The sequence below is a fragment of the Ectopseudomonas toyotomiensis genome (assembly GCF_900115695.1).
GTDB lineage: Bacteria > Pseudomonadota > Gammaproteobacteria > Pseudomonadales > Pseudomonadaceae > Aquipseudomonas > Aquipseudomonas toyotomiensis.
On the sequence record NZ_FOXK01000001.1, the window covers coordinates 246,488 to 269,516 of the forward strand.

23 protein-coding genes are annotated in these 23,029 nt (G+C 63.6%); 12 read left to right on the forward strand and 11 right to left on the reverse strand.

The genetic code is table 11. The features are described from left to right. Positions 1 to 143: 143 nt before the first annotated feature. Entirely contained in the window at positions 144 to 1,277 is a 1,134-nt protein-coding gene (locus tag BM186_RS01250; protein ID WP_074913154.1) for a mechanosensitive ion channel family protein, read from the forward strand. Positions 1,278 to 1,443: 166 nt separating this feature from the next. Continuing rightward, positions 1,444 to 2,142, forward strand: a complete 699-nt coding sequence (locus BM186_RS01255) for an endonuclease (RefSeq protein ID WP_074913156.1) — start codon at positions 1,444 to 1,446, stop codon at positions 2,140 to 2,142. 205 nt (positions 2,143 to 2,347) lie between these two features. On the opposite strand, the gene BM186_RS01260 is transcribed toward BM186_RS01255, so the two are convergent. Next, positions 2,348 to 2,545, reverse strand: coding sequence for a hypothetical protein (locus tag BM186_RS01260; RefSeq protein WP_074913158.1), 198 nt, complete (start codon positions 2,543 to 2,545; stop codon positions 2,348 to 2,350). Between the two features lie 73 nt (positions 2,546 to 2,618). Here BM186_RS01260 and BM186_RS01265 point away from each other — a divergent pair, with 73 nt between their 5' ends. Continuing rightward, positions 2,619 to 4,139, forward strand: a complete 1,521-nt coding sequence (locus BM186_RS01265; RefSeq protein WP_074913160.1) for a sigma-54-dependent transcriptional regulator — start codon at positions 2,619 to 2,621, stop codon at positions 4,137 to 4,139. A gap of 393 nt (positions 4,140 to 4,532) precedes the next feature. On the opposite strand, the gene sodC is transcribed toward BM186_RS01265, so the two are convergent. Next, positions 4,533 to 5,084, reverse strand: a complete 552-nt coding sequence (gene sodC, locus BM186_RS01270) for a superoxide dismutase family protein (protein WP_074913162.1) — start codon at positions 5,082 to 5,084, stop codon at positions 4,533 to 4,535. A 334-nt stretch (positions 5,085 to 5,418) separates the two neighbouring features. On the opposite strand from sodC, the gene gcvH reads away from it, so the two are divergent. The 4 genes from gcvH to gcvT all read left to right on the forward strand — a co-directional run bounded on the left by gcvH (position 5,419) and on the right by gcvT (position 11,242). Continuing rightward, positions 5,419 to 5,802 (forward strand): glycine cleavage system protein GcvH, encoded by a 384-nt coding sequence (gene gcvH, locus BM186_RS01275; RefSeq protein WP_017361715.1) that lies wholly within the window; start codon positions 5,419 to 5,421, stop codon positions 5,800 to 5,802. Between the two features lie 9 nt (positions 5,803 to 5,811). Beyond that, a complete protein-coding gene (gene gcvP, locus BM186_RS01280) occupies positions 5,812 to 8,664 on the forward strand; it encodes an aminomethyl-transferring glycine dehydrogenase (RefSeq protein WP_074913163.1) in 2,853 nt (950 codons plus the stop codon). Between the two features lie 130 nt (positions 8,665 to 8,794). Then, on the forward strand, positions 8,795 to 10,048 hold the full coding sequence (gene glyA, locus BM186_RS01285; RefSeq protein WP_074913165.1) for a serine hydroxymethyltransferase: 1,254 nt from the start codon (positions 8,795 to 8,797) through the stop codon (positions 10,046 to 10,048). Between the two features lie 69 nt (positions 10,049 to 10,117). Continuing rightward, entirely contained in the window at positions 10,118 to 11,242 is a 1,125-nt protein-coding gene (gcvT, locus tag BM186_RS01290) for a glycine cleavage system aminomethyltransferase GcvT (RefSeq protein WP_074913166.1), read from the forward strand. Positions 11,243 to 11,419: 177 nt separating this feature from the next. On the opposite strand, the gene BM186_RS01295 is transcribed toward gcvT, so the two are convergent. Then, positions 11,420 to 11,998 (reverse strand): NADPH-dependent FMN reductase, encoded by a 579-nt coding sequence (locus tag BM186_RS01295; RefSeq protein ID WP_072422720.1) that lies wholly within the window; start codon positions 11,996 to 11,998, stop codon positions 11,420 to 11,422. A gap of 78 nt (positions 11,999 to 12,076) precedes the next feature. On the opposite strand from BM186_RS01295, the gene soxR reads away from it, so the two are divergent. Beyond that, complete coding sequence (gene soxR / locus BM186_RS01300; protein WP_074913168.1) at positions 12,077 to 12,523, forward strand: redox-sensitive transcriptional activator SoxR; 447 nt, start codon at positions 12,077 to 12,079, stop codon at positions 12,521 to 12,523. Here soxR and BM186_RS01305 read toward each other — a convergent pair. Beyond that, on the reverse strand, positions 12,520 to 12,873 hold the full coding sequence (locus tag BM186_RS01305; protein ID WP_072423726.1) for a 5-carboxymethyl-2-hydroxymuconate Delta-isomerase: 354 nt from the start codon (positions 12,871 to 12,873) through the stop codon (positions 12,520 to 12,522). The genes soxR and BM186_RS01305 overlap by 4 nt on opposite strands. A 483-nt stretch (positions 12,874 to 13,356) precedes the next feature. Between BM186_RS01305 and BM186_RS01310 the strand changes: the two genes are divergently transcribed. Next, entirely contained in the window at positions 13,357 to 14,616 is a 1,260-nt protein-coding gene (locus BM186_RS01310; RefSeq protein ID WP_072422722.1) for an OprD family porin, read from the forward strand. A gap of 171 nt (positions 14,617 to 14,787) precedes the next feature. Here the strand turns inward: BM186_RS01310 and BM186_RS01315 are convergent, their stop codons facing one another. After that, complete coding sequence (locus BM186_RS01315) at positions 14,788 to 15,915, reverse strand: M14 family metallopeptidase (protein ID WP_074913170.1); 1,128 nt, start codon at positions 15,913 to 15,915, stop codon at positions 14,788 to 14,790. Positions 15,916 to 16,069: 154 nt separating this feature from the next. On the opposite strand from BM186_RS01315, the gene BM186_RS01320 reads away from it, so the two are divergent. After that, entirely contained in the window at positions 16,070 to 16,606 is a 537-nt protein-coding gene (locus tag BM186_RS01320; protein WP_074913172.1) for a tetratricopeptide repeat protein, read from the forward strand. Positions 16,607 to 16,712: 106 nt separating this feature from the next. Here the strand turns inward: BM186_RS01320 and BM186_RS01325 are convergent, their stop codons facing one another. Both BM186_RS01325 and BM186_RS01330 read right to left on the reverse strand, forming a co-directional pair. Continuing rightward, on the reverse strand, positions 16,713 to 16,997 hold the full coding sequence (locus BM186_RS01325; protein WP_206602762.1) for a VOC family protein: 285 nt from the start codon (positions 16,995 to 16,997) through the stop codon (positions 16,713 to 16,715). A gap of 20 nt (positions 16,998 to 17,017) precedes the next feature. After that, complete coding sequence (locus tag BM186_RS01330; protein WP_074913173.1) at positions 17,018 to 17,728, reverse strand: glutathione S-transferase family protein; 711 nt, start codon at positions 17,726 to 17,728, stop codon at positions 17,018 to 17,020. A 180-nt stretch (positions 17,729 to 17,908) separates the two neighbouring features. On the opposite strand from BM186_RS01330, the gene BM186_RS01335 reads away from it, so the two are divergent. Then, the gene (locus BM186_RS01335; RefSeq protein WP_074913175.1) at positions 17,909 to 18,859 is read left to right on the forward strand and encodes a helix-turn-helix transcriptional regulator; all 951 of its coding nucleotides are present in this window, start codon (positions 17,909 to 17,911) and stop codon (positions 18,857 to 18,859) included. A 43-nt stretch (positions 18,860 to 18,902) separates the two neighbouring features. Here BM186_RS01335 and BM186_RS01340 read toward each other — a convergent pair whose 3' ends face one another. From BM186_RS01340 to BM186_RS01355, 4 genes are all read right to left on the reverse strand, one after another. Next, complete coding sequence (locus tag BM186_RS01340) at positions 18,903 to 19,325, reverse strand: YybH family protein (RefSeq protein WP_072422726.1); 423 nt, start codon at positions 19,323 to 19,325, stop codon at positions 18,903 to 18,905. A 21-nt stretch (positions 19,326 to 19,346) separates the two neighbouring features. After that, positions 19,347 to 20,129, reverse strand: coding sequence for a DUF899 domain-containing protein (locus BM186_RS01345; RefSeq protein ID WP_074913177.1), 783 nt, complete (start codon positions 20,127 to 20,129; stop codon positions 19,347 to 19,349). 33 nt (positions 20,130 to 20,162) lie between these two features. Beyond that, positions 20,163 to 20,537, reverse strand: coding sequence for a YciI family protein (locus BM186_RS01350; RefSeq protein WP_003245742.1), 375 nt, complete (start codon positions 20,535 to 20,537; stop codon positions 20,163 to 20,165). Between the two features lie 284 nt (positions 20,538 to 20,821). Then, positions 20,822 to 21,538, reverse strand: a complete 717-nt coding sequence (locus BM186_RS01355; protein ID WP_017677902.1) for a UTRA domain-containing protein — start codon at positions 21,536 to 21,538, stop codon at positions 20,822 to 20,824. Between the two features lie 316 nt (positions 21,539 to 21,854). On the opposite strand from BM186_RS01355, the gene BM186_RS01360 reads away from it, so the two are divergent. Next, entirely contained in the window at positions 21,855 to 22,913 is a 1,059-nt protein-coding gene (locus tag BM186_RS01360; protein WP_072422729.1) for an ABC transporter substrate-binding protein, read from the forward strand. The last annotated feature ends 116 nt before the right edge of the window (positions 22,914 to 23,029 follow it).

Below are 23,029 nucleotides of genomic sequence, written 5' to 3' on the forward strand. Positions count from 1 at the left end.
AGGTTTCTGGTTTATCGCTGTATTTATCAGGCAGTAGCTGCCTCAAACCCGCGCTGCCTCCTCGCCGAAGCACTGATCCAACCGGAACTTCTGCCCCTCAACGCCACCAGAACCCTATACGTCTTTTTCTGGAGGCCCCGGCGATGGAACAGTGGAATATCTGGCTCGAGCGTGATCTCTGGCTCAACGTGGCGATCGTGGTGGTCGCCACGGCGCTGATCTACAGCGTGCTGCGTACCCTGGTGAACACCCTGCACAAGCGGCTCAAGGCCTGGTCGAAGGACCAGGACGGCAGTTGGCCGCACTTCGTCGCCATGGTCATCGGCCGTACCAGCCGCGTGCTGCTGCTGGCCTTTTCCCTGTTGCTGGCGCTGCGTCTGCCGGAGCTGCCCGGCAGCTGGCACAGCGCCCTTAGCCATACCTGGTTCGTCGCCCTGGCCTTGCAGGTGGCGTTGTGGGTCGACACCGGCGTGCGCCTGTGGTCGCGCAGCCTGGTGATGGGCAAGAACGGCGGCAGTTACAACCCGGTCATGACCACCATCATCAGCATCATGATCCTGATCGTGGTCTGGTCGGTGATGCTGCTGTCGATCCTGGCCAACCTGGGGGTGGATATCACCGCGCTGGTGGCCAGCCTGGGTGTCGGCGGTATCGCTGTGGCGCTGGCGGTGCAGACGGTGCTCAGCGATGTGTTCGCCTCGCTGTCGATTGGCGTCGACAAACCCTTCGAGATTGGAGATTTTGTGGTGTTCGGCGAGGTGGCCGGGACCATCGAGCATATCGGCCTGAAGACCACGCGTATCCGCAGTCTCAGCGGTGAGCAGGTGGTGTGTGCCAATGCCGACCTGCTGCGCCAGGTCGTGCACAACTACAAACGCATGAATACCCGCCGCATCGTCTTCAAGTTCGGCATCAACTACGACACCCCGAGCGCCAAGGTACGCCAGGTGGCGGAGAAGGTCGGTGATATCATCCGTGCCACGCCCAAAGCCAGGTTCGACCGCGCGCATTTTCTCGGTTTCGATGAAAGCCAGCTGACCTTCGAGGTGGTCTATATCGTGCTGACCTCGGACTACAACCAGTACATGGACATCCAGCAGGAGATCAACCTGCAGTTGCTCGATGCCCTGCGCCAGCTGGATGTGCGCTTCGCCCTACCCCGCCGCGATCTGCGCCTGGTGGGCGAGAAGATGCCGGTGATCAAGGTCGACGGCCTACCGCAGCCGGCCCAGAGCGAGGGCAACGACTCGGATCAGCGCCTGCCGAGGTTCAGCTGACTGCAAGGGCGAGAGGTCGTCGGTGCTGCTTGCAGGCTGACGACCTGAGCAGCAGCCCATGCACCAACCAGCCCGCAATAAAGGCTTCTAGCCATCACGCAAGTGTTTGAAAAACCTTAAATTTCTATCTTCCCATCGACAGCGGTGACGGCTACTCTGCCGCCCCATGATTCGACGCCTACTACCCCTGCTCTGCTGTTTCACAGCCCTTTCCCTGCACGCCGCACCCGCCACTTTCGCCGAGGCCAAGCGCCTGGCCTGGCCGCTGTATGAGCAGCAGTCCACCGAGTTCTATTGCGGCTGCAAGTACAGCGGCAATCGGGTCGATCTGCGCTCCTGTGGTTACACGCCGCGCAAGAACGCCAATCGCGCCCAGCGCATCGAGTGGGAACATATCGTCCCGGCCTGGGTGATCGGTCATCAACGTCAGTGCTGGCAGAAAGGCGGCCGCAAGAACTGCGCGGCCAACGATGCGCAGTTCCGCAAGGCCGAAGCCGATCTGCACAACCTGGTCCCGAGCATTGGCGAGGTTAATGGCGACCGCAGCAACTACAGCTTTGCCTGGCTGCCGCAGAAGTCGCATCAATACGGCCGTTGCGAGACGGTGGTGGACTTCAAGGCGCGCAAGGTGATGCCGCGCCCGGCCATTCGCGGGATGATCGCGCGCACCTATTTCTACATGTCCGACCGTTACAAACTGCGCCTGTCGAAACAGGATCGGCAGCTCTACGAGGCCTGGAGCAAGGCCTACCCGCCCAAGGTCTGGGAGCAGCAACGCAACCAGCAGGTAGCCTGCGTGATGGGCTGGGGCAATCCTTATGTGGGCAAAGTGGATATGAGCCGCTGTGCGCGCAAGCGTGCGTAGGGCGCAGGATACGAAGGGTCGCGGCTGAAGCCCCTCCCACAGATGCGGGAGACTTGTGCGAGCGGCTTCAGCCGCGATTAGAACTTCTACCGCTGCCCAAACCGCCTTGATGCTTTTGTCCGGTACATCATTCAGATGCAATCCGGGACGCTCACAGCATCGCGGCTGAAGCCGCTCCTACGGGTGTGCGTTGCAACGTGGCGGGCTACGAAAGGCGCTGTAACTCGCGCCGCACCATGTTGGCGAATTCCGGCGGGCTGAGCTGGTACAGCTCCTGCGCCACCCAGGGTAGCCAGCGCCCTTGCAGCTCGGCCTTGCGCGCCAGCAGGCGCTGGGCCTCGGCTTCGGCGCGAGCCTGGTGCTCGCGGTGGTAGGCGGCGCGGCTCGGTTTTTCTGTGCTCACGGTGTTGCCCTTTTCCTCATATCGAGCAGAGCAGGCATAATCGCCGCCTGCTCGCCCATTTCGACCGTCATCAATGCGCATCCACGTCAGCTTCATCGACCGCGTCGGCATTACCCAGGAAGTCCTGGCGCTGCTTGGCGGGCGTAATCTGAACCTCGATGCGGTGGAGATGGTACCGCCAAACGTCTATATCGACGCACCGACCTTGAGCGCCGCCGTGCTCGAGGAGCTGCGCGGCGCGTTGCTGCAGGTGCACGGTGTGCAGAGCGTCGAGGTGGTGGACATTCTGCCCGGCCAGCGTCGCCGCCTGCAGCTCGATGCGCTGCTCGCGGCCATGCCCGATCCGGTACTGGCGGTGGACGACCGCGCCACCGTGCTGCTGGCCAACCCGGCGCTGGTGGACATGTGCAACCGCCCGCCCGAAGGCCTGAGCATCGCCGCGCTGTTCGCCGATGACGCGTTGCAGCAATCGCTGCTCGCCGCCGGTTTTCATCAGCCGCTGCGCGAGGTGCATTTCGCCGGTCAGCCGCTGCTGCTCGATGCCCAACCAATCACTGAGGACGGTCGCCTGACTGGCGGCCTGCTGACCCTGTATGCCCCGAGCCGCATGGGTCAGCGTTTGGCTGCGCTGCATCACGACCATGCCGAGGGCTTCGATTCTCTGCTTGGCGAGTCGGCACCAATCCGTGCGCTCAAGGCCCGCGCGCTGCGGGTGGCGTCGCTCGATGCGCCGCTGCTGATCCACGGCGAAACCGGCACCGGCAAGGAGCTGGTGGCACGCGCCTGTCACACCGTCAGCGTGCGTCGCACTGCGCCTTTCCTCGCATTGAACTGCGCCGCCCTGCCAGAGAACCTGGCCGAGAGCGAGCTGTTCGGCTACGCCCCCGGCGCCTTCACCGGCGCCCAACGTGGCGGCAAGCCAGGGCTACTGGAGCTGGCCAACCAGGGCACGGTGTTTCTCGACGAGATCGGTGAGATGTCGCCCTATCTGCAGGCCAAGCTGCTGCGCTTTCTCAGCGACGGCAGCTTCCGCCGCGTCGGTGGCGACCGCGAAGTGAAGGTGGATGTGCGCATCCTCAGCGCCACCCACCGCGACCTGGAAAAGATGGTCGCCGAAGGCAGCTTCCGCGAAGACCTGTTCTACCGCCTCAACGTGCTCAACCTGGAAGTGCCGCCGCTGCGCGAGCGTGGCCAGGACATCCTGCTGCTTGCCCAGCACTTCATGGCCCAGGCCTGCGCGCAGATCCAGCGCCTGCCCTGCCGCCTGGCGCCGGCCACCTTCCCGGCGCTGCTGGCCGGGCGCTGGCCGGGCAACGTGCGTCAGTTGCAGAACGTGATCTTCCGCGCGGCCGCGATCTGCGACAGCAACTGGGTAGAGATGGACGACCTGGATATCGCCGGCACCGAAGTGGCGCCGAAGGTGGAAGGGGAAGTCGCCAGCCTGGAACAGGCCATGGACGAGTACGAGAAGGCGCTACTGGAAAAGCTCTACGACAGCCACCCTTCCAGCCGCCAGCTGGCCGCACGCCTGGGCACCTCGCACACCGCCATCGCCAAGCGCCTGCGCAAGTACGGGATACCGGGCAAGCACTGACGCTCTCGCTTCCGTAGGGTGGGTTAGGCGCCTGTTTTGAGCCTTGATAACAAAGCAGATTCCGACGCGCCGTAACCCACCATCGGCGCACCGCGAAAGATCGCCCGGTGGGTTACGCAGCGCACAACCACCGCGCCGTCAGCTCGCTCATCGATCAGCGCCGCTAACCCACCCTACGGTTCTGATCGCGTACCTGAGCGCCTTCGCCAAATCTGTAGGGTGGTTAAGCGCCTGTTTTGAGCCTTGATAACACCGCTGATTCCGATGCGCCGTAACCCACCATCGGCGCAATGCGGAAGATCGCCCGGTGGGTTACGCAGCGCACCACCACCGCGCTGTCAGATCGTTCATCGATCAGCGCCGCTAACCCACCCCACAGTTCTCGGCGTTGAGTCAGATTGGCGTGGTGCTGGTCGGCACCTTGATCACCCCACAGGCTACACGCGCACCGCCGCCGCCCAGGGGTTGCGGGTGATCGGCGTGATTGTCGCCGCCGGCGTGGATCATCAGCGAACGGTTATGCAGGTCTTGCAGGCTCTTGAGCCGCGGTGCCAGCACCGGCTGGCTGGCGCTGCCATCCTCGGTGACGAGCAACGCCGGCAGGTCGCCGAGATGGGCATCGTCTTCCCAGGGGAAACCGTGGCGCCCAGCGTTCTGCGGGTCCCAGTGGCCGCCTGCCGCGCCAGCCGGGGTCAGCTTGCCATCCACTTCGGCAGCGTTGCAATTGGGCTCAGTATGCACGTGGAAGCCATGCACGCCCGGCTCCAGGCCCTGCAGATTCGGCGTAAAGACCAGCCCATAGGGCGACTGGCTGATTGTCACGCTGCCAACAGGCGCGCCTGTGCCGTTTTCGGTGGCCTGTTCGAGGGTCACGGTGACTGTCTCGCTGGCCTGCAGGCTGGTGGCGCCGAGCAATGCGAATGCCAGGGGAATCAGGGATCTCATGGTCGATCTATCTCCTTGTTTATGAAGCCTCCCAGTTACCGACCCTCAATGCCCTTGAGCGGTTCCAGTTAGATGACGTATCGATATCATTACACCGTAACGATTAAGCAACAAATGAGTGAAAGCCACGCCCTGTCTGGTGCGACTTCGACTTTTCCATTTGCGACGCCGGGATTCGTAGCGATATCGTTCCAGATGACTGTATACAACCCCTGATAATATAATTAAGTATTTGATTTTATTGAAAATTTATACTTTGGCACCGGCATTGCAAACGCTCCCACAACCTGCCCGCCACCTAGAAGCGGGCACCATTACCCCCTGAGGAATTGACATGAGCGAGTTGCGTTTCACCGCCGATCACGAATGGCTGCGTCTGGACAACGATGGTCTGGTTACCGTCGGCATCACCCATTACGCTCAGGACGCGCTCGGCGACGTGGTGTATGTGCAACTGCCGGAAGCCAAGTCCTACGCCCAGGGCGAGGAAGTGGCCGTGCTGGAGTCGGTGAAGGCCGCCAGCAACATCGTCATGCCACTTGATGGCGAGATCGTCGAAATCAACGCCGACCTGGAAGGCAGCCCGGAACTGGTCAACGAGTCGCCGCTGGACAAGGCCTGGTTCTTCCGCATGCGTCTGGCCGACAACGCCGTGCTGGCCGACCTGCTGGACAAGGCCGGCTATGATCGTCTGTTGAACGCCAACGCCGACGCCTGAGTGACCGCCATGACCAAGCTCGATACCCAGAACGAATTCATCGCCCGCCACATCGGCCCGCGCGATGCCGACACCGCCGCCATGCTCGAACTGCTCGGCTACGATTCGGTCGATGCGCTGACCGGTGCCGTGATCCCCGAGAGCATCAAGGGCACCAGCATCCTCGGCGAGCAGCCGGGCCTGTCGGAAGCCGACGCCCTGGCCAAGATCAAGGCCATCGCCGCGAAGAACCTGCAGTTCAAGAATTTCATCGGCCAGGGTTACTACGGCACCCATACGCCGAGCCCGATCCTGCGCAACCTGCTGGAAAACCCGGCCTGGTACACCGCCTACACCCCGTACCAGCCGGAGATTTCCCAGGGCCGCCTGGAAGCGCTGCTGAACTTCCAGACCCTGATCAGCGACCTCACCGGCATGCAGATCGCCAACGCATCCTTGCTCGACGAAGCCACCGCTGCCGCCGAGGCCATGACCTTCTGCAAGCGCCTGTCGAAGAACAAGGCTGCCAACACCTTCTTCGTTTCCCAGCATTGCCACCCGCAGACCCTCGATGTGCTGCGCACTCGTGCCGAGCCGCTGGGTATCGATATCGAAGTCGGCGACGAAGCCACCATCACTGACGCCAGCGCCTACTTCGGCGCGCTGCTGCAGTACCCGGCGAGCAACGGTGACATCTTCGATTACCGCGCCCTGGTCGAGCGTTTCCACGCCGCCAATGCCCTGGTGGCCGTGGCCGCCGACCTGCTGGCCCTGACCCTGCTCACCCCGCCGGGCGAGTTCGGCGCCGACGTCGCCCTGGGCAGCGCCCAGCGCTTCGGTGTGCCGCTGGGTTTCGGTGGCCCGCACGCGGCCTACTTCGCCACCCGCGACGCGTTCAAGCGCGACATGCCGGGCCGCCTGGTCGGCATGTCGGTCGACCGTTTCGGCAAGCCGGCCCTGCGCCTGGCCATGCAGACCCGCGAGCAGCACATCCGCCGCGAGAAGGCCACCAGTAACATCTGTACCGCCCAGGTGCTGCTGGCCAACATCGCCAGCATGTACGCCGTGTACCACGGCCCGAAAGGCCTGACCGAGATCGCGCAGCGCGTACACAGCTTCACCGCCATCCTCGCCCTGGGCCTGACCAAGCTGGGCCACAGCGTCGAGCAGCAGCACTTCTTCGATACCCTGAGCATCAAGACCGGCGCCAAGACCGCCGAGCTGCATGCCAAGGCCCGTGCTGCCGGCATCAACCTGCGCGAGATCGACGCCGAGCGTCTGGGTCTGTCGCTGGACGAAACCACCGACCAGGCCGCCGTCGAGGCGCTGCTGAACCTGTTCGCCGCTGACCAGGCCGCGCCTGCCGTCAGCGACCTGGCCGCACAGATCGCCAGCCGCCTGCCGCAAGGCCTGCTGCGCCAATCGGCGATCCTGCAGCACGAAGTGTTCAACCGCTACCACAGCGAAACCGAGCTGATGCGCTACCTGCGCAAGCTGGCCGACAAGGACCTGGCTCTGGATCGCAGCATGATCCCGCTGGGCTCCTGCACCATGAAGCTCAACGCCGCCAGCGAGATGATCCCGGTCACCTGGCCGGAGTTCGGCAACCTGCACCCCTTCGCTCCGGTCGAGCAGGCTGCGGGTTACACCCAGCTGACCACTGAGCTGGAAGCCATGCTCTGCGCCGCCACCGGCTACGACGCCGTGTCGCTGCAGCCCAACGCCGGTTCCCAGGGCGAGTACGCCGGCCTGCTGGCCATCCGTGCCTATCACCTGAGCCGCGGCGACGATCAGCGCGACATCTGCCTGATCCCGCAATCGGCCCACGGCACCAACCCGGCAACCGCCTCCATGGCCGGTATGCGCGTGGTGGTGACCGCCTGTGATGCTCGCGGCAACGTCGACATCGCCGATCTGAAGGCCAAGGCCGAAGAGCACAAGGATCGCCTGGCCGCGATCATGATCACCTACCCGTCCACCCACGGTGTGTTCGAGGAAGGCATCCGCGAGATCTGCCAGATCATCCACGACAACGGCGGCCAGGTTTACATCGACGGCGCCAACATGAACGCCATGGTCGGCCTCTGCGCCCCAGGCCAGTTCGGCGGCGACGTCTCGCACCTGAACCTGCACAAGACCTTCTGCATCCCGCACGGCGGTGGCGGCCCGGGCGTCGGCCCGATCGGCGTCAAGTCGCACCTGGCGCCGTTCCTGCCGGGCCATGCGCACATGGCACGCAAGGAAGGTGCAGTCAGCGCCGCGCCGTTCGGCAGCGCCAGCATCCTGCCGATCACCTGGATGTACATCACCATGATGGGCGGCAACGGCCTCAAGCGCGCGTCGCAGATGGCCATTCTCAACGCCAACTACATCGCCCGTCGTCTGGAAGAGCACTACCCGGTGCTGTACTCCGGCGAAGGCGGCCTGGTGGCGCACGAGTGCATCCTCGACATCCGTCCGCTCAAGGACAGCAGCGGCATCAGCGTCGACGACGTGGCCAAGCGCCTGATCGACTTCGGCTTCCACGCCCCGACCATGTCCTTCCCGGTGGCCGGCACCCTGATGATCGAGCCGACCGAGAGCGAGTCCAAGGAAGAGCTGGATCGCTTCTGCGACGCCATGATCGCCATCCGCGAGGAAATTCGCGCAGTCGAGCAAGGCCGCCTGGACAAGGACGACAACCCGCTGAAGAACGCCCCGCACACTGCCCTGGAACTGGTCGGCGAGTGGCACCACGCCTACAGCCGCGAGCAGGCCGTGTACCCGCTGGCGAGCCTGGTCGAGGCCAAGTACTGGCCGCCGGTAGGCCGCGTGGACAACGTCTACGGCGACCGCAACCTGGTCTGCGCCTGCCCGTCCATCGAGGCGTATCAGGACGCGTAAGCACGGTGAACCTCCCCTCTCCCACTTGCGGGAGAGGGGACGGTTCAATGACTAACCTCCCCTATTTTCGGCTCCCCTCACCGGGGCGGGCCTGTTTCATCCCGAGAAAAACGATAAAGAGGGCCTCACCATGTTCAGCAAGCACGACCAACTGCAGGGCTATGACGACGCCCTGCTCGCGGCGATCCAGGCCGAAGAACAGCGCCAGGAAGACCACATCGAGCTGATCGCCTCGGAGAACTACTGCAGCCAGCGCGTCATGCAGGCGCAAGGCAGCGGCCTGACCAACAAGTACGCCGAAGGTTATCCGGGCAAGCGCTACTACGGTGGCTGCGAGCATGTGGACAAGGTCGAGGCACTGGCCATCGAACGCGCCAAGCAGCTGTTCGGCGCCGACTACGCCAACGTGCAGCCGCACTCGGGCTCTTCGGCTAACAGCGCCGTTTACCTGGCCCTGCTCAATGCCGGCGATACCATCCTCGGCATGAGCCTGGCCCATGGCGGCCACCTGACTCACGGCGCCAAGGTGTCGTCCTCGGGCAAGCTGTACAACGCTGTGCAGTACGGCATCGACGAGAACGGCCTGATCGACTACGACGAGGTCGAGCGCCTGGCCATCGAGCACAAGCCGAAGATGATCGTCGCCGGCTTCTCGGCCTACTCGCGCGTGCTGGACTTCCCGCGTTTCCGCGCCATCGCCGACAAGGTGGGCGCTCTGCTGTTCGTCGATATGGCCCATGTGGCGGGACTCGTGGCCGCCGGCCTATATCCCAACCCAGTGCCGTTCGCCGATGTGGTCACCACTACCACGCACAAGACCCTGCGCGGTCCGCGTGGCGGCCTGATCCTGGCGCGCAAGAACGAAGAGATCGAGAAGAAGCTCAACTCCGCCGTATTCCCAGGCGCCCAGGGCGGCCCGCTGATGCACGTTATCGCGGCCAAGGCGGTGTGCTTCAAGGAGGCGCTGGAGCCGGGCTTCAAGGCCTACCAGCAGCAGGTGATCGACAACGCCCGCGCCATGGCCGAAGTGTTCGTCGAGCGCGGCTATGACGTGGTTTCCGGCGGCACCGACAACCACCTGATGCTGATCAGCCTGGTCAAGCAGGGCCTGACCGGCAAGGCGGCCGACGCGGCGCTGGGCGATGCCCACATCACGGTGAACAAGAACGCCGTGCCGAACGACCCGCAGTCGCCGTTCGTCACCTCCGGCATCCGCATCGGCACTCCGGCGGTGACCACTCGCGGCTTCAAGGAAGGCGAATGCCGCACCCTGGCTGGCTGGATCTGCGACATCCTCGACGACCTGGACAACCCGGCCGTGATCGAGCGCGTGCGCAGCCAGGTCGCCGACCTCTGCGCCACCTTCCCGGTCTACGCTGACTGACACCCAACGTACAACGGGCCGCAAAGCGGCCCCAACCGGTGCGCGCGGCGCACCCAACAGGAAATCGACATGACCACTGAAACTCTCGCCAAGACTCCGCTGCACGCCCTGCACCTCGAACTCGGCGCACGCATGGTGCCCTTCGCCGGCTATGACATGCCCGTGCAGTACCCGCTGGGCGTGATGAAGGAGCACCTGCACACCCGCGAGGCCGCCGGCCTGTTCGACGTTTCACACATGGGCCAGATCCTGCTGCGTGGCGAGAACGCCGCGCGCGCCCTGGAAACCCTGGTGCCAGTGGACATCATCGACCTGCCGGTGGACCTGCAGCGCTACGCCATGTTCACCGATGCCCAGGGCGGCATCCTCGACGACCTGATGGTCGCCAACCTGGGCGACGACACCCTGTACCTGGTGGTCAACGCCGCCTGCAAGGATCAGGACCTGGCCCACCTGAAGAAGCACATCGGCGAGCAGTGCCAGATCGAGTGCCTGTTCGAGGAGCGCGCCCTGCTCGCCCTGCAAGGCCCGAAAGCGGTCGACGTGCTGGCCCGCCTGGCCCCTGAAGTGAGCAAGATGACCTTCATGCAGGTTGCCCGTGTGCGCCTGCTGGGCAGCGAGTGCATCGTCAGCCGCAGCGGCTACACCGGCGAAGACGGTTTCGAGATTTCCGTCGCCGTCGACCAGGCCGAAGCCCTGGCGCGCAGCCTGCTGGCCGAAGTGGAAGTCGAGGCCATCGGCCTGGGTGCACGCGACTCGCTGCGCCTGGAAGCCGGCCTGTGCCTGTACGGCCACGACATGAGCAGCGCCACCACGCCGATCGAGGCCAGCTTGCTGTGGGCCATCTCCAAGGTGCGTCGCGCCGATGGCGAGCGCGCCGGCAACTTCCCGGGCGCCGAGCGTGTGTTCGAGCAACAACAGAAAGGCGTGGCGCGCAAACGCGTTGGTCTGTTGCCGCAGGAGCGTGTACCGGTGCGTGAAGGCGCAGAAATCGTCGATGCCGACGGCCAGGTGATCGGCCAGGTATGCAGCGGCGGCTTCGGCCCGACCCTCGGCGCGCCGGTGGCCATGGGTTACGTCAATGCCAGCCACGTCGCCATCGACAGCGACGTCTGGGCGGTGGTGCGTGGCAAGCGCGTGGCGATGAAAGTGGCCAAGACCCCGTTCGTGCCGCAGCGCTACTACCGCGGCTGATCCGCAAGGCAGCCCTGCGCTGTAGGAGCCGCCCTCGCGGTGAATGCGTCGAAAGACGCAAAAGCTTCGCCTCGGGGCGAGGCTCCTACATTCATTGCGCGCGCTCTGCTCCGTAGCCCGGATGCAATCCGCGGATGCCCTCAAAAGCTCCCGGATTGCATCCGGGCTACGTCGTTTCTACCCCCTGATCCGCTCATAGGGCACCCGCTCGCGCCCGGCGCGCAGCGTCTGTGCCCACCAGTTCAACTGCACCAGCGTATGCGCCAGCGCCGAGTTGGCGCGCCGCGGCTCGCTCAGGCGGCCCTGCTCATCGAACTGTTCCCAGGCATTGGTGAAGCTCACCGAGCCGCGCACCGTCATCGCATGCAGCTCCGCCAGCACCTGGCGCAGTTGCTCCACCGCGCGCAGCCCGCCGGACACCCCGCCATAACTGACGAACCCCACCGGCCGCGCTTCCCAGGATGCCGGTACCTCGTCGATGAACTGCTTGAGCGCCGCCGGATAGCCGTGGTTGTACTCCGGTGTAACGATCAGAAAGGCATCGGCGCGCAGCAACTGCTGCAGCGATTGATGCCGACGCTCGGCTAACTCCAGTGCCTCGCCGGGCTGGCGAAACATCACGGCCGGATCGACCAGGCTCAGCTCGAATTCGCTGCGCTGCTCGATCTGCTCACGCGCCCAGGCCACCACCTGGTCGCAGAAGCGCTCTTCTCGCACGCTGCCGTAAATCAGTACCAATCGGATGCGGTCCTGCATGGAATTGCCCTCGGTGTTGTCTATCAAGGCCAGCGAGGGTAAAACCTCAACTTAACTTAAGGTCAAGAGGGATTTTCCATGTCCATTCACGAACGCCCACTGAGCGTCGGCCAGATGGCTGAACGTAGCGGCGTGGCAGTTTCCACCCTGCATTTCTACGAAGCCAAGGGGCTGATCCACAGCCAGCGCAATGCCGGCAACCAGCGACGCTACCGGCGCGATGTACTGCGCCGCGTGGCGATCATCAAGGTGGCGCAGCGCCTGGGCATTCCGCTGGCAGATATCGGCGCGGCACTCGCCACCCTGCCCTGCGACCACATGCCCACGGCTGCCGACTGGCAACAGCTCTCGGCACAATGGCAGCGCGATCTGGATGCGCGCATCGAGCAACTGACGCGGCTACGCGACCAGCTCACCGGCTGTATCGGTTGCGGTTGCCTGTCGATGCAGGACTGCCCACTGCGCAACCCCAGCGACGAACTCGGCGCACAGGGCGCTGGCGCGCGATTGCTCGAAACGGATTAATCGTCCAGGCAGTTGCGCCTGTTGCTGAACACCTCGCGGCGGATGTCGCGCACGTCCAGAGAGATCGCCGGCACCTGCGGCAGACGCTCGACCAGTGCACGCACGACACGCCGCGACAGCACCCGCTTCTCGTCATCGCTGCGCCCGGCCAGCACGTAGAAGATCAGGTGCACGAACAACCCCGGCTCGCCACCCACGCAGTGGTGCTCGTACAGGCCCAGGCGCACCTTGACCTCGCCGGGCTGGAACAGTCCCGTGTCAGCCGCCTGGTCATGCACCAGCTGCACCAGCTCCTGCGGCGCGATCAGCTCACTCACCTCGCGGGCGGCTTCGATCAGGCAATGCGGCATAGGTAAACCCTTGATGTAATTGAATTTGTCATACGTTATCACACAACAAATTCGATACCAGATGGTTTACCAGCTCTGCGCAGAACCACGCCGCAAGCCCGCGACATCGCCAATAGCGCCGCTACATGGGGAAAACCTACTCAGACTTTCGTCTAGCAATGCGTTGACAAGCGATAAAAAGGCTGTCGATAATCCAACAAGTTGTATGACGACATATGACAACGATAACAACAAGAATCAGGGCCATGACATGACTATCCTTGCCTCTCCCTCAGCGCAGCAGCCCCTCGCCTGCTCGGCATCCATCGCCGCCACACGCCATAGAACCGGATTCGCCGGAGGCTGACGTCAGCCACCAGCAATGACCGGCCGCGTTCGGCCGGGCTATCGCCCTCTACGGGGCAAATACAACATTCCCATCATGCAGGTCCTGATGCAGACCAGCAGGGGATGGTTCGTTCAAAAACTGGGAGCACAACAACAATGACCGCACGCAACATCATTCCATTGGCCCTGCTCGGCAGCACGGCTCTGGCCCTGGTTATGCCGACCACCACGCACGCTGCCGGCTTCGTCGAAGACGCCAAGGTCACCCTCGGCCTGCGCAACTACTACTTCAATCGTAACTACCTGAACGGCACCGACCCCGTGATCCGCGGTGAGCGCCAGGGCCAGGCCGAAGGCTGGACACAGAACTTCATCCTCGATGCCCGCTCCGGCTACACGCAGGGCACCGTCGGTTTCGGTCTTGATGTACTCGGCCTCTACAGCATCAAGCTGGACGGCAACCGTGGTGCGGCCAACACCCAGTTGATGCCGATCCACGACGACGGCCAGGCCGCCGACCAGTTCGGCCGCACCGCCGTAGCTGCCAAGGCCAAGATTTCCAAGACCGAGCTGAAGGTCGGCGAATGGTTCGCCGTGCTGCCGATTCTGCGTGCTGACGACGGTCGTTCGCTGCCGCAAACCTTCCAGGGTGCCCAACTGACTTCCAGCGAGATCGATGGCCTGACCCTGTACGGCGGCCAGTTCTGGAAGAACAGCCAGCGCAACGACGCCAGCCGCGAAGACATGTCGTTCAATGGCGTGGAAGGCGATGACTTCAACTTCGGCGGTGGTGAGTACCGTTTCAACGGTAACAACACCATGGTCGGCGTCTGGCACGCCCGCCTGGAAGACGTCTACAAGCAAAGCTACGTACAGCTGACTCACAGCCAACCGGTCGGTGACTGGGTACTGGGCGCCAACCTAGGCTACCTCAACGGCAAGGACGAAGGCGCGGCCAAGGCCGGCGACCTGGACAACAAGGTCTATCAGGGTGCGCTGTCGGCCAAGCGGGGCAACAACACCTTCCAGGTCACCTACCAGCGACTGAGTGGTGATACCAAATTCCTGCGTATCGACGGCGCCAGTGGCGGCACCCTGGTCAACGACGGTTTCCTGTCTGCTTTCGACAGCCCCGAGGAGCGTTCCTGGCAGCTGCGTCATGACTACAACTTCGCCGGCCTCGGCATCCCGGGCCTGACCCTGATGAACCGCTACACCAGCGGCTCCAATATCCATGCCGGCGGCCGTACCGATGCCGAAGAATGGAGTCGTGAAACCGAACTGGCCTACACCATTCAGGAAGGCACCCTGAAGAACCTGAACGTTCGCTGGCGTAACTCCGACGTCCGCCGTGACGTTGGCCAGGATCTGCACGAGAACCGTCTGATCATCAACTACCCGCTGTCGATTCTGTAATACCGGACGCATCACTGCGTCCTATTGACTCCTGTGTGTTAACGGCACTTTATGCCCGTCCTCGTGACGGGCTTTTTTTTGCCTGCCAACTTTGACGCTCCCTGCGCAACGTTAACCCGTAGGGTGCGCCGTACGCACCGGCTTCCACGCCATCAGCCGGCACACCCAGTTTCAGCGCAAGCGCCCGACCATCTGCGCCAGCACGGTCAACACATCATGCCCCAGCTTCTGCGAGCGTGCGCCATTCCAGCCGGTGCGCGGCTGCGGGTTGTCGTCGTGGTCCTTGAACGGCATCTCGATGGTGAACGACAGGCAATCGAAGGCCTCGCCCACCGCGTTGCAGGCCAGGGTCAGGTTGGCCTGGCCAGGCTCGTCGCGCGGGTAGCCGAAACGGGTCTGAAACTCGGCGCCGATACCTACCAGACGATTGCGGAAGTCTTCTTCCAGCGCAGCCAACCGTGGGGTGTAGCCCGGATTGCCCTCGCAGCCGGCGGTGAACACGTGAGGTATCTCTTCGTCGCCGTGGATATCGAGGAACAGGTCAACGCCAATACGCTGCATGTGCTGCAGAACGAACAACACCTCGGGGCTGCGCTCGGAGCTGGCTGATTGCCAGGCGCGATTGAGGTCCTGCCCGGCATGGTTGGTGCGCAGATGACCGCGATAGGCACCGTCCGGGTTCATGTTCGGCACCAGATAGAACTCTGCCTCGGCCAACAGCGCGGCGATCTCGGCATCCTGCGGATTCTGCAAACGCTCGATCAGCCCCTCCATGAACCACTCGGCCATGTGCTCGCCCGGATGCTGCTGGGCGATGATCCACAGTTTGCGCGCAGCGCCCGCCTGGCCACCGATGCGCAGTAGCTGGATATCACGGCCTTCCAGGCTTCTACCGCTGGCCACCAGTTCAGCGCCGCACTCCAGCGCGTTGGCGATCAGGCGTTCATGCCGCGCCCGTGGGTAGGGCTCGAAATAAGCGAACCAGACCTGCTCGCGTTCGGCCTGCAACTCGAAGTGCAGTTGCCCGTCCTCATAACGGGTGGGCACGCGAAACCAGTTCTGTTGATCGTAGCTGGCCACGGCCTGGTAACCGTCCCAGGCGCGGTTGTAGGCCGACTGCCCGGCATTGGTCAGGCAGAAGCCATAACCCTGGCCAGGTTGCAGACCATCGACCTGAAAGTGAAACCACTGGAAATGGTGGCTGTTGAGGTCCGGCCGCATGGCCAACAGTACGCGCTGCGGGTCGCTGGCGTCGACGACCTGAATGTTGCCACTGTCGAAATCCGCACTGATCTTCATGACTGCCTCGTAAGCGAAATCAGCGCTCAGGATTGCAGTTCATGACGCGAGTGTGAAGTCGCACCGCGACAGACTGATCAACGACAGCGAACTATGGTGTCCAGGGTCAGCCTAATAGCGACTTGCCCTGTTTCCCGCCTACGGAGTTTCTGCCATGCCCAGCCCGATCAACCTGCGTCACGCTACCACTGCCCTGCTCGCCCTCGCGTTGCTGGCGGGCTGCGCCGGGCGTGAACCTGACTCCAGCGCGCCGGAAAAACAGCCGCAGGTGGAACAGCCCATCACCCAGACCGAACAGGACCAACTGCGCCAGCAGGCCCAGCGTGGTGATCTGGAAAGCCAGTTCCAGCTCGGCAGCAGCTACTTTGTCGGCCAGCCGGAGAACAACCTCAAGCAGGCCGAGTACTGGTGGAAGCAGGCCGCCGACAAGGGCCATGCCATGGCTGCAGTGAGCCTGGCCTACCTCTACACCGGCCGCGACGCCCCTGAGTTCGCCAACCAGCGTGACATGCTCAAGTACCTCAACCAGTCAGCCGCTGCGGGCAACCCCATGGCCCAGCATGTATTGGGCAACCTCTACCGTCGCGGTGAAGGCGGCGTACCACGTGACCCTGACCAGGCCCAGCGCCTGTACCAGAGCGCCTGCCAGCAGCGCTACGAGCCTTCCTGCGCGGCGCTGGGCCAGCAGTGACGAAGGTTCAGACGTAACAGGCCACCTCGACGTTGTAGCCATCGGGGTCAAGCACGAAGGCGGCGTAGTAGCCATATTCTTCGCGCAGGCCGGGCCGGCCATTGTCTTAGCCACCGGCCTGCAGCGCCGCGGCATGAAAGGCCTGCACTTTCGCCTGGCTGTCGACACGCAGGCAAAAATGCGTCAGCGGCTCACACTGGCCACGTCCGGGGACGGCACTGAGCAGATAAAGCACGGCCTGCTCCTCGGCCTGCGGACCGAAGCCGGCGGCCAACCCCGCGCCATGCTCGCCGTCGTATTTCAGCTCGTAGCCCAAAGGCGCCAGGGCCGCCTGATACCAGGCGCGACTGCGGCGAAAGTTGGCCACGGTGATACAAAGATGGTCGATCATCGAAACCTCACCATAGGTTTTCAGGCTGCGCACAGCCCTTCGCGCAGTTGTTGGAAGCCGACATGGCCGAGGAAGCCGCCAGCGCCCTCAACCGTCATGCCCTGCTCGATCGCATGAGCGAAACGCGCCGCTGGATCGTTGGCGAGCCGAGCCAGGTGGCGGGCCAGATGCGGGTAGTCGTGTCGCAGATCGAATAACTGGTGGTAGTCGACCCAGCGGCCAACACCGCTCAGGTAGGCATCCGCCAGACTGCGTCGCTGCCCCAGCAGCCAGTCGCGCTCGCTGAGCAGCCGATCGAGATAACGACAGCCCGCCACCACCTGTTCTGCGCCGAGGCTGCGCAACAGCTCGCGCTGCGGCTCGTCCAGCTCAGCCTTTTCATAAGCCAACCACAGCGGGTTGAAGGCGGAGAAAAAGTCGGTCACCAGGTAGGACAACATCTGGTTGAGTGCATCGAATTCGTCGCTGCCCTGGCGTGGGCCCAGCGGCGTATCCACCGACCGCGCCGCCAGGTTCAGGAGAATGGCCAGGCTCTCGCTCAGGAACTCGCCGTTCTCCAGCAGCAGCGCAGGCGTCTGATAGAGCGGGTTGATCCGCTCGAAAAGCGGGTTCCAGGGTTGCTCGAGCATCTCCACCCGGCATAGGCGATAAGGTTGACCAAGCCACTCGAGGGCTACGATCGAGCCGAACGAACAGCCTTGCGGAACGCCGTAGAACAGTATCGGTTGCATAAGGGTTGCTCCTTGTCTGCTGATGGCCTACACGCCTAAAGCGTCGACCTGCCTCCAGACTAAGAGCCAATTAGGCTATATTCCGCCCTAATAAAATCGCCTAGCGATGTTTTTTGTTGAGTGCGCGCGCTGGGGTTTGACCGGTGCGCACAGCGCACCCTACGGAGCCTGCAATCACCCATGAACAGCCCAACCACTCGCGTGCTCGCCCTGTTGGAGCTGTTGCAGAGTCATGGCCAGCTCAGCGGTCGCGAACTGGCCGAACGCCTCGAGGTGGACGGCCGCACCCTGCGCCGTTATATCCGCCATCTGGAAGACCTGGGGATTCCGGTGACCAGCGAGCGCGGCCGGCATGGTGGTTACCGCCTGGTGGCCGGTTTCAAGCTGCCGCCCTTGATGTTCACGGCTGAGGAGGCCCAGGCGGTAGCGCTGGGCCTGCTGGCGACGGCCAATCTGGGCCTGGCAGAAACCGCCATGGCGGTGGCCAGTGCCCGCGCCAAGCTGGAGCGGGTCATGCCCAAGGGGCTGCAGCAGCGGGTGCGCGCCCTGAGCCAGAGCGCCATCCTGGATCTGCCACGCAGCCGCGCCAATGGCGACCAGCAACTGCTGGCCGAACTCGCCGCCGCCGCCGAGGCGCGCCGTCAGGTGCGGGTGAGCTATTGCAGCGATCAGGGCCAATGCAGCGAACGCGAGGTCGATCCCTACGGTTTGGTGTTCCGCCAGGGCTTCTGGTACATGAGCGGCTACTGCCACCTACGCCAGGCGGTGCGTTCTTTTCGCCTGGATCGCCTGCGCGAAGTGCGCGCCCTGGAGAGCCACTTCGAGCGGCCGGAAGCCTTCGACGCCGCCGCCCACCTCAATACCAGCATCGCCACCCTGCCACGGGCCTACCCAGTGAGTATCGAGCTGCACACCGACCTCGCCAGCGCCATCGCCGAACTGGGGAGCGACGCCGGTCTACTGATGCCCGAAGGCAACAGCGTGCGCCTGACCACCAGCACCGACAGCCCAACCTGGTTCGCTCATCTGCTGCTACGCCTGTCTTTCGACTTCACCATCGAACAGCCAGTCGAGTTGCGTGAGGCCGTACGCCAGCAGGCGCGACGCATGCTGGAACTGGTCGCGCGCTGAGGATGGTCCGGTACGCGCCAGACCATCGCGCAGCCCCTGCTCGCTAGGGCTGCAGATCGAACAGCGCCTTGCCGCTTTCCATGTCGCTCGGGGCAGAGAAATGCTCGTGGAAGATCAGCCAGCGGCCGCCCTGGCGGCGCAGGCACTGGGTCACGCGCATCCAGCAGGTCTGCAGCTCGCCCTTTTCATTGGCGCCGCCACAATGCAGCAGGTAGTGGGTCACGCCCAGATCACCGCTGGCGGTGAAGGTCGGCTCGTGCGGTTCGAACATCCCCGGGCCACTGCACATCTCCATACAGGCCTGCCAATGCGCCTGGTACGCCGGGCGCCCCTGAAAACGCAACGGGCCGATGGCATCGTAGGACACCACGTCCTCGACGTAGTGACTCATGATGCGCGCCACGTCCTTGCTGCGGCAGGCTTCGGTCCAGTCGTTAAGGGCATCTTGCAGTTCGTGCTGACTCATATCGTTCTCCTTCGCTGAGGTTCAGGCCTTGTGGGCACAGCAGTCGTGGGTGGGCGCAGCCTGTTCGTACTCGTCGTGCAGGCGCGTCCAGTTGAGCCCCTTGCCGTCCAGATCGGGCATGCCATCCCAACCCTCGCCGCGGCCAAAAGGCGTGAAGTCGAGGAAATGGAAGCTGCTCATCAGCATCTCCAGCCCTCGGCCATAACAGGAATAGGTGTGGTAGATCCGCCCACCGTCGCGCAGAAACACGCTGACACCGGGCTGCTCGCCATGGATGTGATAGGTCAGGCCCAGGCGCTCGAGCTCGTCCTTGTCGCGGTAGTTGTATTCCACTGGCGCGACCTGCTCGTCGGTGGTGGCGTGGTAGTCGTAGTTGAAGCGGCTGCCGTAGGCGCTGTACCAGGGCAGGGTCCAGCCCATGCGCCGTTTGAACGCCTCGAGATCGGCCAAGGGCGCCCGCGAAACCAGCACCAGGTTGGTGTCGCGAGCATGCAGGTGGGACTGGTGGCCGATGTTGTCCACCAGGCAGGAACAGCCGTCACAGCCCTCGCCGCGATCCATGTGGTACATGAAGTGGTAGACGATCAGTTGGCTGCGCCCATGAAACAGCACCTCCAGACCGACCTCGCCCTGCGGGCCGTCGAAGCGGTAATCCTCTTCCACCAGCACCATGGGCAGGGCACGGCGGGCGCGGTTGAGCGCGTCACGTTGGCGGGTCAGCGCCTTTTCCTGCTCGAGTAGCGCCTTGCGTGCGGCCAGCCATTGCTCACGCGTGGCGACCTCGGGGATATAGTAGCGATCCATAGCGGTTCTCCCTGTTGATCGAGCCTTGCCGGCTCAGTGCTGACCGGCCTGCAGCTGCGCCGGCTGGATATCCAGCTCGCGCACCGGGCGCACTTCCACGCAGCCGACACGGGCGGCGGGAATGTGCCCGGCGAGCTGGATCGCCTCGTTGAGGTCGCGCGCCTCTACCAGATAGAAGCCGGCCAGTTGCTCCTTGGTTTCGGCGAAGGGGCCGTCGGTGATCGCCAGCTTGCCGCCGCGCATGCGCACGGTGGTGGCGGTCTGCACCGATTGCAGCGCCTCGGCGGCGAGCATGCGCCCGCTCTCCTGAACCGAGTTGGCGTAGGCGAAGCACTCGCTGTCATGCGGGCTGTCGGGGGAGCTGTGCAGCTCCTGTTCGTTGGCGTAGACGAGGCAGAGGTATTTCATGACGCACTCCAGTTCCTTGGCGGGTGGGTACTGGATAGTCGAACGCAGCGAGCGCATTTCGACATTGGCCGCAAAAACATCACAGAAGCCGACGAACGGTAGGGCGCCGTGCGCACCTCAATACCTGCGTTAAGGGTCAGGAGTTGCTGCGCAGGCCTATAGGGTGGGCCGGGCGGCGTTCCGCTTTAGCCAACCAATGATAGTGAGCGAACCCCTTGTAAGGCTTAGTGCCTCGCAGCAACTGGTACAGACAGCGCCCTAAAATCCGGTGCGCGCGGCGCACCCTACTCGGGGACTTCGACGCTGACGTGAATGGCATCGTGGCGCCAGAACTCCAGGTCGCAGTCGATGATGCGCCCGTGCTGATCGCGATTGACCCGAGTGATGCGCAGCGCCGGGCTGCCGGGCGCCACCTTGAGGCTGGCCGCGGCTTCGGCGTGCAGCGCGGTGGGTACCATGTCGAAACGCACGCGGCCGTAGTGGATGCCGTACTCGCTGGCATACAGATCAGTCAGCGAGCGAGTCAGGTCGAACTCGAGAATGCCGGGGAAGTAGGCCGGATTCAGGTAGTGCTCGACATACAGCACCAGACGCCCGTCGATGCGCCGCGCGCGGCACACCTGATAGACGCTCGACAGTGCCGGCAGCTCCAGCACCTGACAGATCTGCGCGGAGGCCGGCATCAAGCGCGCACTCAAGACCTCGGTGGCCGGTACCCGCCCCTGCTCGGCCACCATGGCGTGGAAGTGGGTACGTACCAGAGGGTTGTAGGCCACCCGTTGCGGCGAGACGAACCAGCCACGACGCTCCTCGCGATAGACCAGCCCCTGCGCCTCCAACTGGCCGAGCGCCTCACGCAGGGTGATGCGCGTGGTGTCGAACAACTCACTGAGCTTGCGCTCGGCCGGCAACTTGCTGCCGGAGGGCAACAGGCCCCGGTCGATCTGCTCCTGCAACGCGCGGCAGATGATGGTAACGGCCCGTGGCGCTTCTTCGCGCATCAAAATTTCCCCTTTTGGACTAGTCCAGCCCCATGACAGGGCAAAAGTCACTCGCTCAGACGGGTTACAAGACTAGGCAGTCTAGATGACTGATAGATGACAACTCTGCTGCAAGCACGCTGCATGCCACCGCCGCGCTCACTCACAGCCCAGCAAATCAGCCACTTATCCATGGTCTACGCTTGTGAAGCGCACCGGCCCGCCAGACCTAGACATCTGCCACTCGTGGCCGGACATAAAACTGTCATCGAAGGCGCTTAGATTGGCTCGGGTATTGCTGATCTAGACCAACACTCTCACTGCAAAGGAGTTTCCAATGAAACAACTGCTGCTGGCTTCACTGATGGGCTCGGCCATCGCTCTGGCGACTTCCGCCATGGCCGAAGGCACCGACTTGCAGGCACTGGAAAAGGCTGCACGCGCCGAAGGCGCGGTGAATAGCGTGGGTATGCCCGACAGCTGGGCGAACTGGAAAGACACCTGGGCGGACCTGGCCAAGCTCTACGGTCTCAAGCACCAGGACACCGACATGAGCTCGGCGCAGGAAATCGCCAAGTTCGCCGCCGAGAAGGAAAACGCCACCGCCGATATCGGTGACGTCGGCGCGGCCTTCGGCCCCATCGCCGTACAACAAGGCGTGACTCAGCCTTACAAACCGAGCACCTGGGCGCAGATTCCGGATTGGGCCAAGGACCAGGACGGTCACTGGATGCTGGCGTACACCGGCTCCATCGCCTTCATCGTCAACAAGCAACTGGTCAAGGACATTCCGCGCTCCTGGGCCGACCTCAAGACCGGTACCTACAAGGTCTCTGCCGGTGACGTGAGCACCGCTGCGCAAGCCGTGAACGGCGTACTGGCCGCTGCCATCGCCATGGGTGGCAACGAGAGCAACGTGCAACCGGCGCTGGACTTCTACGGCGAACTGGCCAAGCAGCGTCGCCTGTCGCTGGCCAACCCGACCATCCAGACCCTGGAAAAGGGTGAAGTTGAAGTCGGTATCGTCTGGGACTTCAACGGCCTGAGCTACCGCGACCAGATCGACCCCGAGCGCTTCGAGGTACTGATCCCGTCCGACGGTTCGGTGATCTCCGGCTACAGCACCATCATCAACAAATGGGCGAAGAACCCCAACGCCGCCAAACTGACCCGCGAATACATCTTGAGCGATGCCGGGCAGATCAACCTGGCCAAGGGCAACGCCCGTCCGATCCGCGCCGAGCACATCGAACTGCCGGCCGAGGTGCAGGCCAAGCTGCTGCCGCAAGAGCAGTACGCCAAGGTCCAGCCGATCAAGGATGCCGCCGCCTGGGAGGCCACCTCCAAGGCCCTGCCGCGCCTGTGGCAGGAGCACGTGATCATCAATATGAATTGACTGAACACGATCAGTCCCCTCGCCCCTCAAGGGAGAGGGGAGCTGATCGCGCACAGGCTAAGTGAGTAGCGTCAGGGTCAATTGCAGAAAGTGCCCCGGATTGCATCCGGGCTACG

Excerpts from the sequence above, each read along its gene's own strand:
- BM186_RS01250 (WP_074913154.1), top strand. The coding sequence starts at position 144 with ATGGAACAGTGGAATATCTGGCTCGAGCGTGATCTCTGGCTCAACGTG.
- BM186_RS01255 (WP_074913156.1), top strand. The coding sequence starts at position 1,444 with ATGATTCGACGCCTACTACCCCTGCTCTGCTGTTTCACAGCCCTTTCC.
- BM186_RS01265 (WP_074913160.1), top strand. The coding sequence starts at position 2,619 with ATGCGCATCCACGTCAGCTTCATCGACCGCGTCGGCATTACCCAGGAA.
- sodC (WP_074913162.1), bottom strand. The coding sequence starts at position 5,084 with ATGAGATCCCTGATTCCCCTGGCATTCGCATTGCTCGGCGCCACCAGC.
- gcvH (WP_017361715.1), top strand. The coding sequence starts at position 5,419 with ATGAGCGAGTTGCGTTTCACCGCCGATCACGAATGGCTGCGTCTGGAC.
- gcvP (WP_074913163.1), top strand. The coding sequence starts at position 5,812 with ATGACCAAGCTCGATACCCAGAACGAATTCATCGCCCGCCACATCGGC.
- glyA (WP_074913165.1), top strand. The coding sequence starts at position 8,795 with ATGTTCAGCAAGCACGACCAACTGCAGGGCTATGACGACGCCCTGCTC.
- gcvT (WP_074913166.1), top strand. The coding sequence starts at position 10,118 with ATGACCACTGAAACTCTCGCCAAGACTCCGCTGCACGCCCTGCACCTC.
- BM186_RS01295 (WP_072422720.1), bottom strand. The coding sequence starts at position 11,998 with ATGCAGGACCGCATCCGATTGGTACTGATTTACGGCAGCGTGCGAGAA.
- soxR (WP_074913168.1), top strand. The coding sequence starts at position 12,077 with ATGTCCATTCACGAACGCCCACTGAGCGTCGGCCAGATGGCTGAACGT.
- BM186_RS01305 (WP_072423726.1), bottom strand. The coding sequence starts at position 12,873 with ATGCCGCATTGCCTGATCGAAGCCGCCCGCGAGGTGAGTGAGCTGATC.
- BM186_RS01310 (WP_072422722.1), top strand. The coding sequence starts at position 13,357 with ATGACCGCACGCAACATCATTCCATTGGCCCTGCTCGGCAGCACGGCT.
- BM186_RS01315 (WP_074913170.1), bottom strand. The coding sequence starts at position 15,915 with ATGAAGATCAGTGCGGATTTCGACAGTGGCAACATTCAGGTCGTCGAC.
- BM186_RS01320 (WP_074913172.1), top strand. The coding sequence starts at position 16,070 with ATGCCCAGCCCGATCAACCTGCGTCACGCTACCACTGCCCTGCTCGCC.
- BM186_RS01325 (WP_206602762.1), bottom strand. The coding sequence starts at position 16,997 with ATGATCGACCATCTTTGTATCACCGTGGCCAACTTTCGCCGCAGTCGC.
- BM186_RS01330 (WP_074913173.1), bottom strand. The coding sequence starts at position 17,728 with ATGCAACCGATACTGTTCTACGGCGTTCCGCAAGGCTGTTCGTTCGGC.
- BM186_RS01335 (WP_074913175.1), top strand. The coding sequence starts at position 17,909 with ATGAACAGCCCAACCACTCGCGTGCTCGCCCTGTTGGAGCTGTTGCAG.
- BM186_RS01340 (WP_072422726.1), bottom strand. The coding sequence starts at position 19,325 with ATGAGTCAGCACGAACTGCAAGATGCCCTTAACGACTGGACCGAAGCC.
- BM186_RS01345 (WP_074913177.1), bottom strand. The coding sequence starts at position 20,129 with ATGGATCGCTACTATATCCCCGAGGTCGCCACGCGTGAGCAATGGCTG.
- BM186_RS01350 (WP_003245742.1), bottom strand. The coding sequence starts at position 20,537 with ATGAAATACCTCTGCCTCGTCTACGCCAACGAACAGGAGCTGCACAGC.
- BM186_RS01355 (WP_017677902.1), bottom strand. The coding sequence starts at position 21,538 with ATGCGCGAAGAAGCGCCACGGGCCGTTACCATCATCTGCCGCGCGTTG.
- BM186_RS01360 (WP_072422729.1), top strand. The coding sequence starts at position 21,855 with ATGAAACAACTGCTGCTGGCTTCACTGATGGGCTCGGCCATCGCTCTG.